Source organism: Pseudomonas donghuensis (assembly GCF_000696345.2).
Taxonomy (GTDB): Bacteria; Pseudomonadota; Gammaproteobacteria; order Pseudomonadales; family Pseudomonadaceae; genus Aquipseudomonas; species Aquipseudomonas donghuensis.
Genome location: NZ_CP071706.1, coordinates 1099539 through 1112879, shown reverse-complemented (window position 1 = coordinate 1112879; position 13341 = coordinate 1099539). Strand labels below are relative to the sequence as shown.

At 55.1% G+C, this 13341-nt stretch carries 10 protein-coding genes, 2 rRNA genes and 1 pseudogene; 7 read left to right on the top strand and 6 right to left on the bottom strand.

What is annotated here, in order from left to right; genetic code table 11:
* Positions 1-155 precede the first annotated feature (155 nt).
* Both BV82_RS05065 and BV82_RS05060 read right to left on the bottom strand, forming a co-directional pair.
* Positions 156-3045: ribosomal RNA gene (locus BV82_RS05065) — 23S ribosomal RNA — on the bottom strand.
* Positions 3046-3357: 312 nt separating this feature from the next.
* Positions 3358-4894, bottom strand: a 16S ribosomal RNA gene (locus tag BV82_RS05060).
* The 16S and 23S rRNA genes sit together here, the layout of an rRNA operon.
* An 872-nt stretch (positions 4895-5766) precedes the next feature.
* On the opposite strand from BV82_RS05060, the gene BV82_RS05055 reads away from it, so the two are divergent.
* A complete protein-coding gene (locus tag BV82_RS05055; protein WP_036993899.1) occupies positions 5767-6633 on the top strand; it encodes an OST-HTH/LOTUS domain-containing protein in 867 nt (288 codons plus the stop codon).
* Between the two features lie 579 nt (positions 6634-7212).
* On the opposite strand, the gene BV82_RS05050 is transcribed toward BV82_RS05055, so the two are convergent.
* Positions 7213-7518 (bottom strand): HigA family addiction module antitoxin, encoded by a 306-nt coding sequence (locus BV82_RS05050; protein ID WP_036993904.1) that lies wholly within the window; start codon positions 7516-7518, stop codon positions 7213-7215.
* Positions 7519-7590: 72 nt separating this feature from the next.
* The gene (gene sodC, locus BV82_RS05045) at positions 7591-8103 is read right to left on the bottom strand and encodes a superoxide dismutase family protein (protein ID WP_036993898.1); all 513 of its coding nucleotides are present in this window, start codon (positions 8101-8103) and stop codon (positions 7591-7593) included.
* 140 nt (positions 8104-8243) lie between these two features.
* Between sodC and BV82_RS05040 the strand changes: the two genes are divergently transcribed.
* A complete protein-coding gene (locus tag BV82_RS05040; protein WP_036993897.1) occupies positions 8244-8720 on the top strand; it encodes a GNAT family N-acetyltransferase in 477 nt (158 codons plus the stop codon).
* Positions 8721-8772: 52 nt separating this feature from the next.
* Positions 8773-9399 (top strand): annotated as a pseudogene (locus tag BV82_RS05035) (bestrophin family protein); the annotation flags it as partial.
* A gap of 22 nt (positions 9400-9421) precedes the next feature.
* On the opposite strand, the gene BV82_RS05030 reads toward BV82_RS05035, so the two are convergent.
* A complete protein-coding gene (locus BV82_RS05030; protein WP_010223489.1) occupies positions 9422-9721 on the bottom strand; it encodes an addiction module antidote protein in 300 nt (99 codons plus the stop codon).
* 1 nt (position 9722) lies between these two features.
* The gene (locus tag BV82_RS05025; protein WP_036993896.1) at positions 9723-10016 is read right to left on the bottom strand and encodes a type II toxin-antitoxin system RelE/ParE family toxin; all 294 of its coding nucleotides are present in this window, start codon (positions 10014-10016) and stop codon (positions 9723-9725) included.
* A 425-nt stretch (positions 10017-10441) separates the two neighbouring features.
* Here BV82_RS05025 and BV82_RS05020 point away from each other — a divergent pair, with 425 nt between their 5' ends.
* The 4 genes from BV82_RS05020 (at position 10442) to BV82_RS05005 (ending at position 13249) form a co-directional block, all read left to right on the top strand.
* On the top strand, positions 10442-10678 hold the full coding sequence (locus BV82_RS05020; protein WP_081492801.1) for a hypothetical protein: 237 nt from the start codon (positions 10442-10444) through the stop codon (positions 10676-10678).
* A 334-nt stretch (positions 10679-11012) separates the two neighbouring features.
* The gene (locus BV82_RS05015; protein WP_145959264.1) at positions 11013-11693 is read left to right on the top strand and encodes a hypothetical protein; all 681 of its coding nucleotides are present in this window, start codon (positions 11013-11015) and stop codon (positions 11691-11693) included.
* A gap of 64 nt (positions 11694-11757) precedes the next feature.
* Entirely contained in the window at positions 11758-12285 is a 528-nt protein-coding gene (locus BV82_RS05010; protein WP_026001351.1) for an RNA polymerase sigma factor, read from the top strand.
* The gene (locus BV82_RS05005; protein WP_036993895.1) at positions 12278-13249 is read left to right on the top strand and encodes a FecR family protein; all 972 of its coding nucleotides are present in this window, start codon (positions 12278-12280) and stop codon (positions 13247-13249) included. Before BV82_RS05010 ends, BV82_RS05005 begins: the two co-directional genes overlap by 8 nt.
* Positions 13250-13341 lie beyond the last annotated feature (92 nt).

The window sequence follows — 13341 nt, the reverse complement described above, 5'->3', positions numbered from 1 at the left end:
CTGAGTCGTGACCGGTTGGCCTCGCTTCAGCAAATTGGGTATGTAATAGATTTGTGTGTTGCTTTTGTGAGTAAGCCTTCGAACTTTCGGTTCGTTTCGTCTTCACACACCGCAATCTGATGCTCTTTCGAGTAGTCAAATTGCTTGGGTGTTATATGGTCAAGCCTCACGGGCAATTAGTATTGGTTAGCTCAACGCCTCACAGCGCTTACACACCCAACCTATCAACGTCGTAGTCTTCGACGGCCCTTCAGGGAGCTCAAGGCTCCAGTGAGATCTCATCTTGAGGCAAGTTTCCCGCTTAGATGCTTTCAGCGGTTATCTTTTCCGAACATAGCTACCCGGCAATGCCACTGGCGTGACAACCGGAACACCAGAGGTTCGTCCACTCCGGTCCTCTCGTACTAGGAGCAGCCCCTCTCAAATCTCAAACGTCCACGGCAGATAGGGACCGAACTGTCTCACGACGTTCTAAACCCAGCTCGCGTACCACTTTAAATGGCGAACAGCCATACCCTTGGGACCGGCTTCAGCCCCAGGATGTGATGAGCCGACATCGAGGTGCCAAACACCGCCGTCGATATGAACTCTTGGGCGGTATCAGCCTGTTATCCCCGGAGTACCTTTTATCCGTTGAGCGATGGCCCTTCCATACAGAACCACCGGATCACTAAGACCTACTTTCGTACCTGCTCGACGTGTCTGTCTCGCAGTCAAGCGCGCTTTTGCCTTTATACTCTACGACCGATTTCCGACCGGTCTGAGCGCACCTTCGTACTCCTCCGTTACTCTTTAGGAGGAGACCGCCCCAGTCAAACTACCCACCATACACTGTCCTCGATCCGGATAACGGACCTGAGTTAGAACCTCAAAGTTGCCAGGGTGGTATTTCAAGGATGGCTCCACGCGAACTGGCGTCCACGCTTCAAAGCCTCCCACCTATCCTACACAAGCAAATTCAAAGTCCAGTGCAAAGCTATAGTAAAGGTTCACGGGGTCTTTCCGTCTAGCCGCGGATACACTGCATCTTCACAGCGATTTCAATTTCACTGAGTCTCGGGTGGAGACAGCGCCGCCATCGTTACGCCATTCGTGCAGGTCGGAACTTACCCGACAAGGAATTTCGCTACCTTAGGACCGTTATAGTTACGGCCGCCGTTTACCGGGGCTTCGATCAAGAGCTTCGCGTTAGCTAACCCCATCAATTAACCTTCCGGCACCGGGCAGGCGTCACACCCTATACGTCCACTTTCGTGTTTGCAGAGTGCTGTGTTTTTAATAAACAGTCGCAGCGGCCTGGTATCTTCGACCGGCATGGGCTTACGGAGCAAGTCCTTCACCCTCACCGGCGCACCTTCTCCCGAAGTTACGGTGCCATTTTGCCTAGTTCCTTCACCCGAGTTCTCTCAAGCGCCTTGGTATTCTCTACCCAACCACCTGTGTCGGTTTGGGGTACGGTTCCTAGTTATCTGAAGCTTAGAAGCTTTTCTTGGAAGCATGGCATCAACCACTTCGTCGCCTAAAGGCAACTCGTCATCAGCTCTCGGCCTTAAGATCCCGGATTTACCTAAGATCTCAGCCTACCACCTTAAACTTGGACAACCAACGCCAAGCTGGCCTAGCCTTCTCCGTCCCTCCATCGCAATAACTAGAAGTACAGGAATATTAACCTGTTTTCCATCGACTACGCTTTTCAGCCTCGCCTTAGGGACCGACTAACCCTGCGTCGATTAACGTTGCGCAGGAAACCTTGGTCTTTCGGCGTGGGAGTTTTTCACTCCCATTGTCGTTACTCATGTCAGCATTCGCACTTCTGATACCTCCAGCAAGCTTCTCAACTCACCTTCACAGGCTTACAGAACGCTCCTCTACCGCATCACCTAAGTGATACCCGTAGCTTCGGTGTATGGTTTGAGCCCCGTTACATCTTCCGCGCAGGCCGACTCGACTAGTGAGCTATTACGCTTTCTTTAAAGGGTGGCTGCTTCTAAGCCAACCTCCTAGCTGTCTAAGCCTTCCCACATCGTTTCCCACTTAACCATAACTTTGGGACCTTAGCTGACGGTCTGGGTTGTTTCCCTTTTCACGACGGACGTTAGCACCCGCCGTGTGTCTCCCATGCTCGGCACTTGTAGGTATTCGGAGTTTGCATCGGTTTGGTAAGTCGGGATGACCCCCTAGCCGAAACAGTGCTCTACCCCCTACAGTGATACATGAGGCGCTACCTAAATAGCTTTCGAGGAGAACCAGCTATCTCCGAGCTTGATTAGCCTTTCACTCCGATCCACAGGTCATCCGCTAACTTTTCAACGGTAGTCGGTTCGGTCCTCCAGTCAGTGTTACCTAACCTTCAACCTGCCCATGGATAGATCGCCCGGTTTCGGGTCTATACCCAGCGACTAAACGCCCTATTAAGACTCGCTTTCGCTACGCCTCCCCTATTCGGTTAAGCTCGCCACTGAATATAAGTCGCTGACCCATTATACAAAAGGTACGCAGTCACCTAACAAGTAGGCTCCCACTGCTTGTACGCATACGGTTTCAGGTTCTATTTCACTCCCCTCTCCGGGGTTCTTTTCGCCTTTCCCTCACGGTACTGGTTCACTATCGGTCAGTCAGTAGTATTTAGCCTTGGAGGATGGTCCCCCCATATTCAGACAAAGTTTCTCGTGCTCCGTCCTACTCGATTTCATGACTAAGAGATTTTCGCGTACAGGGCTATCACCCACTATGGCCGCACTTTCCAGAGCGTTCCGCTAATCTCAAAGCCACTTAAGGGCTAGTCCCCGTTCGCTCGCCACTACTAAGGGAATCTCGGTTGATTTCTTTTCCTCAGGGTACTTAGATGTTTCAGTTCCCCTGGTTCGCCTCTTGCACCTATGTATTCAGTACAAGATAACCATCTTATGATGGCTGGGTTCCCCCATTCAGACATCTCCGGATCAAAGTCTGTTTGCCGACTCCCCGAAGCTTTTCGCAGGCTACCACGTCTTTCATCGCCTCTGACTGCCAAGGCATCCACCGTATGCGCTTCTTCACTTGACCATATAACCCCAAGCAATCTGGTTATACTATGAAGACGACATTCGCCGAAAATTCGATTGAGCTCCTAAGAGCAACTCACAAATTTTACCTTAGCCTGATCCGTTACCAGTGAAAGTAACGTTCAGTCTATCTTTCTATCACATACCCAAATTTTTAAAGAACGAACTAGTCAAAGACTAGAAATCAATATTCACACTGGAATATTCATTTCTAAACTCTAACGAAGCAGACCACCTTAAAGGCTGGCCTCTCGTCTTCTACAATGAATCAAGCAATTCGTGTGGGAACTCATGGAGCAGCTGAGTCGTCGATTAAGGAGGTGATCCAGCCGCAGGTTCCCCTACGGCTACCTTGTTACGACTTCACCCCAGTCATGAATCACACCGTGGTAACCGTCCTCCCGAAGGTTAGACTAGCTACTTCTGGTGCAACCCACTCCCATGGTGTGACGGGCGGTGTGTACAAGGCCCGGGAACGTATTCACCGCGACATTCTGATTCGCGATTACTAGCGATTCCGACTTCACGCAGTCGAGTTGCAGACTGCGATCCGGACTACGATCGGTTTTGTGAGATTAGCTCCACCTCGCGGCTTGGCAACCCTCTGTACCGACCATTGTAGCACGTGTGTAGCCCAGGCCGTAAGGGCCATGATGACTTGACGTCATCCCCACCTTCCTCCGGTTTGTCACCGGCAGTCTCCTTAGAGTGCCCACCATAACGTGCTGGTAACTAAGGACAAGGGTTGCGCTCGTTACGGGACTTAACCCAACATCTCACGACACGAGCTGACGACAGCCATGCAGCACCTGTCTCAATGTTCCCGAAGGCACCAATCCATCTCTGGAAAGTTCATTGGATGTCAAGGCCTGGTAAGGTTCTTCGCGTTGCTTCGAATTAAACCACATGCTCCACCGCTTGTGCGGGCCCCCGTCAATTCATTTGAGTTTTAACCTTGCGGCCGTACTCCCCAGGCGGTCAACTTAATGCGTTAGCTGCGCCACTAAGAGCTCAAGGCTCCCAACGGCTAGTTGACATCGTTTACGGCGTGGACTACCAGGGTATCTAATCCTGTTTGCTCCCCACGCTTTCGCACCTCAGTGTCAGTATCAGTCCAGGTGGTCGCCTTCGCCACTGGTGTTCCTTCCTATATCTACGCATTTCACCGCTACACAGGAAATTCCACCACCCTCTACCATACTCTAGCTTGTCAGTTTTGAATGCAGTTCCCAGGTTGAGCCCGGGGCTTTCACATCCAACTTAACAAACCACCTACGCGCGCTTTACGCCCAGTAATTCCGATTAACGCTTGCACCCTCTGTATTACCGCGGCTGCTGGCACAGAGTTAGCCGGTGCTTATTCTGTCGGTAACGTCAAAACACTAACGTATTAGGTTAATGCTCTTCCTCCCAACTTAAAGTGCTTTACAATCCGAAGACCTTCTTCACACACGCGGCATGGCTGGATCAGGCTTTCGCCCATTGTCCAATATTCCCCACTGCTGCCTCCCGTAGGAGTCTGGACCGTGTCTCAGTTCCAGTGTGACTGATCATCCTCTCAGACCAGTTACGGATCGTCGCCTTGGTGAGCCATTACCTCACCAACTAGCTAATCCGACCTAGGCTCATCTGATAGCGCAAGGCCCGAAGGTCCCCTGCTTTCTCCCGTAGGACGTATGCGGTATTAGCGTTCCTTTCGAAACGTTGTCCCCCACTACCAGGCAGATTCCTAGGCATTACTCACCCGTCCGCCGCTGAATTCAGGAGCAAGCTCCTGTCATCCGCTCGACTTGCATGTGTTAGGCCTGCCGCCAGCGTTCAATCTGAGCCATGATCAAACTCTTCAGTTCAAACATCTTTGGGTTTTGAGAAAACCCTAAACTTGGCTCAGCAATCGTTGGTTACATCTTTGATTTCTCGCGGAGTAACTTGTGATGCTGATAATCTGTTGACTAGCAGTCTGACTCCACAAGCACCCACACGAATTGCTTGATTCAGTTGTTAAAGAGCGGTTGGTTAAGATCTTTCGTCTCAACCGAGGCGTGCACTCTACAGCAAACCCCATTAAGCAGCACCCTTAAAAGCTTCTGATTTTAATAATAAAATCAACTACTTAAGCCAAAACCAGCATCAAGCTGCTCGTTAGCGGGAGGCGAATACTACAGCATTAAAATACGTGGTCAACCCCTGTCTAGAAATTCTTTTCCCTTACCAAAGAGCCTAGGTTGCCACTATGAAAACTTCCAAGGTCTGTACAAAACATCAGGGCAGCAGAGTACCCAGACCACGTCGTCACTAAGTCGCCCCTTATTTCGTAGACGCTGACTGACCGCTTTTGGCTGTGGATTGCCGCCTGTCGCGACAGGCTGAAAACGACCCAGGCTGTGTAAAAACGCAGACGCCGTTTTGAAGTCCTCGCTTCTACGTTGAATCTGCAAACGTCCGGTTAGTTAGCAGACCTGGATTTTGCGTAGGTGCGTGCTTTTCGCGCCGATTTTCATTGCCGCGTCTGCCTTAAAATGTTTTTACACAGCCTCGCCCCATAGCTGTCACTCGCCAGCGGCAGCTGTCGACCGATTCTGTTGAAAAAGTCCGAGCGGATTGACTCAACCTACACTGAGCTTGAAAAGCGTCCGATTTACGCGTTGCTCGTGCTCCTAGCAGGGCGAGAGTATTGCAGTGAATCGCTCCAGCCCTACCACTTATGCCTGAGTCGTTAATCATGGAGGACGTCACTACCATGCCCTCGGATGATGTACCTGCTGTTCAACATATAGTGCAGCGCAAACTCGGACGCTGTCTGTTGCGCTTGCAACAATACGAACGGCAGCTGAAAGCCATTGTCGCGCATGGTGAGCTGAGCAGTCCTGCGGATCGGCTGCCTATCATCCGTGAGCAGAAGGTCGCACGTACCCAGAACAAGACGATGGGCACGTTGATGGGGATGTTGACCGAAAGCTTTCTGTCCCCGCCGCCCCCAAATGAAGAAGAGTCACAGACGGAAGCCGATCTCGGTGACCAGATCTGGCTCAGGTATCGATACCAGTTGGAAATGACAGCCGAGAACTATGAGGCAATGAAGGCCGACCTCAAGGAGCTGGTTGACCTGCGCAATAAAGTGGTTCACCACTTTATTGAGCGTTTCGATCTCTGGTCTGAATCAGGCTGCCAGGCGGCGGTTGGTTTTCTGGAGGAAAGCTACGAAACCATCAATCGGCATTGCCTAAATCTGCAATCCTGGGCCAAACACATGAGTGAGGCACGAGCTAAACTGGCTTCGCTTATGCAGAGCCAGGCATTTGAAGATGCGCTCGTCGACGGTATCAGGGAGGACAGTTCAGTCTTTTGGCCTGGCAATGGGATATGCCGCTGTTTACGTGAAGCAGAAAACAAACTTGCCGAAGATGGCTGGACTCGACTGGAAGCAGCCATCTGCTGGATTGGTGATACCTATCCAGAGCAGACGCCCAAGCGCTACGGTTGCAAAAGCTGGAGGCATGCCCTGTACGAATCACGGCAGTTCGAAATACGAAAATCCCAAGCTGATAACGAACCTACTGCCGTCTGGTATCGCAGCAAGGTCAGTTGAATGGGAAACTGAATCCTCCTTCCTTTTGTAAGCGCGCTGAGTGACTGCTCCTAGCCGACTTCTGCCTGTCACTACCGTCAGCTTTGGGTCCAGGCTGTGTAAAAACGCAGACACTGTCTTGAAGTCTGTGTCGCTACGTAAAATCTGCCAATGATTGGTGTATCAGCGGACCTGAAATTTGTGTAGGAACGCGATTTTCGTTCTGGTTCTGACTGTCAAACCTGCTCTAAACCGTTTTTACACAGCCTCGGTCGTTTTCTGCCTGTCATGACTGACATGTTTGGGTCGACAGTTGCCTATAGCGGCAGGCCAGACTCCACCGAACCCGATTGCTTTGTTGACAGCAATGACTCACACAACATGCATCTCGTCGGAAATCAGAAAGGCGAAATCTGGAGTCTTCCATCCACCAAGTTCCATTGATATAAATCACTCAAATTTACACTTTTCCGTATATTAAAAAGTGTACATGTGCTTTTATAGATATTAATCAAATGCTTAACCTATTCTTCGAGTCCCCCTCGGCACCAAACGCAACAAGAAACCGACCCTAGGGTCGGTTTTTTTGTGCCCGGCAGATCAGGCGCAAGCCACCAGGCGCTGCACCTGCCGGTGGATTTCATCGCCGTGCTTGAGCTCGGCAGTGCGCAGGTCAAACGCTGTCTGCAGGTTGAGCCAGAACTCTGGTGTTGTGCTCAGGCAAGTAGCCAGGCGCAATGCCATTTCTGCCGAAACTCCGCGACGCCGAGAAAGAACTGCATTTATCGCATAGGCAGACACGCTCAACGCGCGAGCCAAAGCGGCGACGCTAACACCCATCTCACTCTGAAAATCTTCGCGCAGGACTTCCCCTGGGTGTACCGGACGCATGGCGATTTTGCAGATCATGATGCACCTCAGTGAAAGCCCGTTATTGCAACACGTGCAGGCCTAGCGCATTGCGCAGTGGATAGCCCCTTACTGCACCACCCCACACGCAATCCGCGCCCCACCACCACCCAACACTTGCGGATGATCACTGTGATTATCACCGCCGCCATGCACCATCAGCGCATGGCCCTTGAACTCCTCGGCCTTCAGGCGTGGCGCCAGGACCGGATAGCGGGCGGTGCCGTCGGCGCTGACATACAGGGCCGGCAAGTCGCCTTTATGCCCGGCATCGTCGTATGGGCCCAGGTGTTTTTTACTCTGTTGCGGATCCCAGTGCCCGCCCGCGGCACCTGCCGGTGTGGTCTTGCCATCGGCGGTTGCCGGTGCACAGGAAGGCTGTTCATGCAGGTGAAAACCGTGTACGCCCGGCGGCAAGTCGCGCAGGTCAGGCGTGAGCAGGGTGCCGTATTGGTTCTGCTCGAGGGTGATGGTACCGACCGGTTTGGCGCTGCCGTCGGCGCCCACCAGGGCCAGTTCCACAGTCTGGGCCTGGGCGGCGCCCGCTGTTGCCAGGGCGGCAGTGAACAAGAGTGCTTTCATGGTGTTGCTCCTTGTGGGTCGATGCAGCCGAAGGGCACCTTATCAAGGAGACCCTTGGTCCGGCGTGGGGATTGCATTACCGGCTTTGTCAAAATGTGTAGGATCACTGTCCCCCCCTCATTTGCAGATCGAGTCGCGCCATGCAATTGACCCACCGCCCCGTCCAGCCCCACGACATCGCTGCCATTTGCTGCTTCCCCCAGGGCCCGGACGAGCTGTTCTACATGTTCCCCAAGGCCAGGTACCCGCTGACACCCGCGCAACTGAGCGAGGCCATCGCCCAGCGCAGCGGCTCGACCGTGGTCGAGGGCGACGGGACCGTGCTGGCCTTCGCTAACTTCTACAAGGCAGAGCATGGTGGCGTTTGCGCCCTTGGCAATGTGGTGGTGGCCCCCGCCGCGCGCGGCCATGGCGTAGCGCGCTATCTGGTGCAGAGCATGATCGAGCTGGCGCGCCGTCAGTTCGAGGCTCGCGAGGTGCAGGTGTCATGTTTCAACAGCAACACCGCCGGGCTGCTGCTTTATCCACAGCTGGGCTTTGAGCCCTTCGCCATCGTCGAACGTGAGGGCCCCGGCAATACGCGGGTCGCACTGGTGCAGATGAAGCAGGCGCTGTAGCCGATCGATGGGCTGCAACGAACCTTGAGCGTGCGACGGCGTTCGATCCCGTGCGCTGGTGGTGCTGGTCAGCTTTCGCAACAGCAGCGCCTACAACCGCTGGTGGGAAGCGCGCACCTTGTGGGGCGGGCTGGTCAACAGTTCACGCAGCTTTGCCCGCTAGGTGCTGACGCTGATCGATGATTTGGATGACGGCGTCAACCCGATCAAGACGACATTGCTGCGCCGCCATATCGCCTATGTGAACTGCCTGGCCGCACACCTTCGCGGCGAACCGTGCCCGGATGAACTGATGGCCTTCATCCCGCCCGAAGAATTCGACCGGCGCAGCCGCTCGAACAACTTCGCCAACGACATCCTCACCGGCTCTGCGGCGCTGCTAACCCGCGAATACAAGGCCGGGCGCCTGGACAGCATTCGCCTGGCGCGGCTGGAATCGACCCTGGTCGACCTGTCCAACAGCCAGGGCGGCATGGAGCGCATCGCCAACACGCCCCTGCCCTACCCTTACGTGTATTTCCCGCGGCTGTTTATTTCGCTGTTCTGTTTGCAGAGCCCGTTCCGGATCAGTGAGCATCAGATTCAGATGGATGCGATTTGTGAGACCATCGAAAGGAATTTGGAGTCGATGCAACGGGATGCGCAGTGTGGGGAGCTGGTTGGCGAATCTACCCATTGACGTGCAATCGAGTGCGGGCGACTCAGAGTCTCGACGAAGCATGAGGGTGGGCCAGAAGATCAATCCCTAGCGCCCGGATGACCTTCAGTACAGTGTCAAAACGAGGCTTCGCACCGGGGGTCAACGCCTTGTACAGGCTCTCGCGCCCCAATCCACTGGCAGTTGCGATCTGGCTCATGCCGCGAGCCTTGGCGATATAGCCGAGGGCGCGAATCAGTTCGTCATGATCACCATCCGCCAGCACTTGAGAAAGGTACTCGCTGATTGTCTCATCGCTATCGAGCAACGCGGCCATATCAAACGTAGTAAGTGACAAACTCATATCAAATTTCCTTGGCCAGCTTCCTGGCCAGTTGGATATCAACAGATTGCGATGACTTATCACCACCTGCCAACAAAACAATGACTACACCGTCCCGAGCCGTGAAATACACCCGATAACCCGCCCCCACATCGATGCGCATCTCGCAGACCTGACCACCGACGGACTTCACATCTCCCAGATTTCCCGCCGTTACACGCTCTATTCGCCGTGCGATTGCCACCCTTGCACGCATGTCGCGTACGGAAATCAACCAAGAGGTGAATCTGGGCGTTTGCAAAACACTGTATTTCAAGGCTCACACCAATGTATCCCTTTGGATACAAGCAAGCAACCAGCAACCCACACCTCTCATCGCCTGGCCAGAAATTTGGCCGGGTTATGCAGATGCCTGAAGATGGCAACAATGACACCGAGAGAAAGGTTGCTGGATACCGCTGCTTCGCTGTTTCGTGTAGTCCATTTCCCAAGCATAATCCCCAAGCACTTCAGCTGTTGCGCCTGCATCGCTAGCTGCCTAGTCTTGGCCGGTCGTTGCCAAATCAACGACCGGTTTTGACAGACCGCTGTTGATACAGTCGCACTGCTCTATGGCAGCTGTGCGTGGGGCACATTCGTGTGCGCCGGTTCCTGTATCACCGGTCTGTCAACCCACGTACTGCTGCCACCCTCCTGTTTGACAGCGGGTTTGTGGCGGCTCGACCGATACAGGAGCTGACCATGCTGAAAATAGTCCCCGATCCCCCGCTTCTCTCCACCGATTCCCCTCATTGCCTTGAAGACATCCTGGTTCATGCCGGCGAGCATCTGGCCTGTGCCCTGGCTGTCGGCCAGCAAGCGGTGTTGTTGCATCCCGATAGGCATGGGCAGGCGCTGGTGCGTACTGCCCTGCACGAGATGGAAACGGCGCGCTGGCGGGTTGAACAGGCGCTGGCCTGCGTTCAGGTAGCCCACTGATTACGAGCGCTTTGCGCTCGATCGCTGGCAAGCCTGCTCCCACAGGGCTCGGCGCATGCCGATCGTTTGTGGGAGCCGGACTTGCCGGCGATGGGCGGCGCAGCCGACCCGGGCATCCCCAGCGAACAGGCACTGGAGCACGCCTCGCTAGGTGCCAGCGAAGAAGACCCCACCCTGGCCTGGGCCGCGCACCTTCTGGGCGAGATGGCAAGGCGATTGTTGATGACATGGGCCTGGGTTTGCAGCAGGCCGAGCACGCAACAGGTAAAACCCAGTGAGGATTTCGCCCGCGCGGCCGTTATCCTCAAGGTAAGACCCTGCGCCCGAGGTAACGATGTTTCAACAATGGAGCGAAATGCTGCAGCTCTACAAACGCAGCCGCCCGAACTATTGGCACGCGATTCGCCACAATCCGCTGGCAGCGCACCTGTTGCCGACCTGGCTGGTGGTGCTGGCAATCATTCTGGTGGTCAGCGCGTCCTTCAGCGTGCAACAGCACCCGCTGGGACCGGTTACGGTGATGTTCAGTACCAGCCTGTGCATGTGGGCGCTGTTGCTGGCCCGTGAGTACTTTGTCGCCGAGCAGTTCAAAAGCCTGTATCAACGCCACGCCATCGCCAGCCAGCCGCTGCTGCAGCGCGACAGCTACCTGCGCTATGCACATTTCCTGCAGATGCTTGAACAGAACGCTGTCAGTGCGGCCCAGGCGGCCGAGATCGTAGCGTTTGCGAAGATTTCCGAGAACCCGCCCAAGTCGTTGAACCTGACCCAGAACGCGATGTTCGTGGCGATCATGACCTTCCTCGCCACCATTGCCGCCGAAAAGGCCAAGTTGACCGAGCTGTGGGCGTTCGGCAAAGGCAACCTGGTCATCCTGCTGACCTTCGCCGTCCTACTGGTGCTGTGGCTCGGATTGATAGTGGTACGCGATCACCTGCATTACAAGGAACGGATCATCCGCTACCTGGAATGGGCCAGCCATGATCTGCCCGCTCGTGAAACCCCTTGGAAATGAGACTCACTCTTATTAGTATGCGCGACTCGCGTGGGGCGAAATCAGGGTGGCGGGGGCTGTGGCCGTGGAGACGAATCAACAAAAGCTCAGCACGCTTTTTATCGGGCAGCGCAGTGCCTTGATCCGCATGCTGTCGCGAGTCGTCGGCTGCGCCAGCCTGGCCGAGGACCTGGCGCAGGAAACCTATCTGAAAGTGGCTAAAGCACTGAACACCCGACCGATCGAGCATTTGCACCCGTTCCTCTACCAAACCGCCCAGTACCTGGCATTCGATCACTTGCGCAGTCAACGAAGCAAGCGTCGCTTCGAAGACCCGTACGCGGATGAAAACCTTGTGGTGGAAGTGCCGACCAGCGCGCCTGGCCCGGACAGTCACGCCCAGGGCCAGCAACAGTTGCAACAGTTTCAGCAAGTGCTCGCAACCTTACCCAAACGCCAGCAACAAATCCTGATATTGCATAAACTGCATGGCCTTGCCCAAGCTGAGATTGCCCAGCGCCTGCAGGTTTCTCTGAGCACGGTGGAAAAAGACCTACGCAATGCGCTCACTGCCTGCATTAAAGCCACCGACATGCAGACCGCCCATGACTGAAGCATCCCCCCTCCTCATTCCCGGCGAATCGGCCAGAGAGCAGGCAAGCTACTGGTTCGCCCACCGTGCCCAGATCGCCAGTGATCAGGCAACCCGCCAGCGCTTCGAGCAGTGGCGCGGTGCCGATGCAGAACATGACGCAGCCTATGCCGAGCTAGAAGCACTGTGGAACAACCGCGCGTTCGAGCAGGCTCTGCAAAGCCTGGAAGTCGATCTGGGGTTGCCACCCGCGCCTGTCCAGCGCTCCTGGCGACGCCCAATGCGCCAATACCTGGCCACCGCCGCTGCCGTACTGCTGATGCTCGGTGCCGGCTGGATGGCCGATGTGCCGATGCGCTTGCAAGCCGAGCACCTGACCGCCATTGCCCAGGTCGAACACCTGGAGCTGGCTGACGGTTCGCATATCGTCCTGGGCAGCAACAGCGCAATCAGCACCACGTTTGACGGTCAATCCCGGCATATTCGCTTGCTGCGTGGCGACCTTTACATCGAAGCCTTTCACGACGCTGCGCGCCCGTTGATCATCGATACCGGCGAAGCCAGGGTAACGGTGGTCGGTACTCGCTTCAGCGTCAGCAAGCGTGACAAGCAAGTCACCGTTGCCGTACGCGAAGGCCGGGTACGCTTCGCCAACAACGCCGGTGACAACAACCTGCTGCTGGCCGGTAACTGGCAACAACTCAAGGCCGGGCACCTGCAACCTGCGCACCAGGAAGGCGGCGAACGGCAGATGGCCTGGATCAATGGCCGCCTGTCGTTCCAGGATGCGCCGCTGGCCGACGTTCTCAGCGAGTTGCGCCGCTACTACCCGGCGCCCATCCTGCTGTTCAACAGCACTGCCGCCACTCAGCGCGTCAGCGGCAATTACCAGTTGGATGAGCCCCTGGCGATTGTCCAGGCGCTGAGCAAAGTTACCGCCACACAGGTCACCCGCCTGCCCGGCGGAACCCTTGTGGTTCGCTGAGCGACACCAGCCGATCACACCGGTGAAAAAAGTTTTACGGCTTTCGAGCTTTCAACCCGTCAAGGTTTTTGCGCTTGCAAATAATTCCTATT

Coding starts and splice junctions, on each gene's coding strand:
- BV82_RS05055 (WP_036993899.1), top strand. CDS start 5,767: ATGGAGGACGTCACTACCATGCCCTCGGATGATGTACCTGCTGTTCAA.
- sodC (WP_036993898.1), bottom strand. CDS start 8,103: ATGAAAGCACTCTTGTTCACTGCCGCCCTGGCAACAGCGGGCGCCGCC.
- BV82_RS05040 (WP_036993897.1), top strand. CDS start 8,244: ATGCAATTGACCCACCGCCCCGTCCAGCCCCACGACATCGCTGCCATT.
- BV82_RS05030 (WP_010223489.1), bottom strand. CDS start 9,721: ATGAGTTTGTCACTTACTACGTTTGATATGGCCGCGTTGCTCGATAGC.
- BV82_RS05020 (WP_081492801.1), top strand. CDS start 10,442: ATGCTGAAAATAGTCCCCGATCCCCCGCTTCTCTCCACCGATTCCCCT.
- BV82_RS05015 (WP_145959264.1), top strand. CDS start 11,013: ATGTTTCAACAATGGAGCGAAATGCTGCAGCTCTACAAACGCAGCCGC.
- BV82_RS05005 (WP_036993895.1), top strand. CDS start 12,278: ATGACTGAAGCATCCCCCCTCCTCATTCCCGGCGAATCGGCCAGAGAG.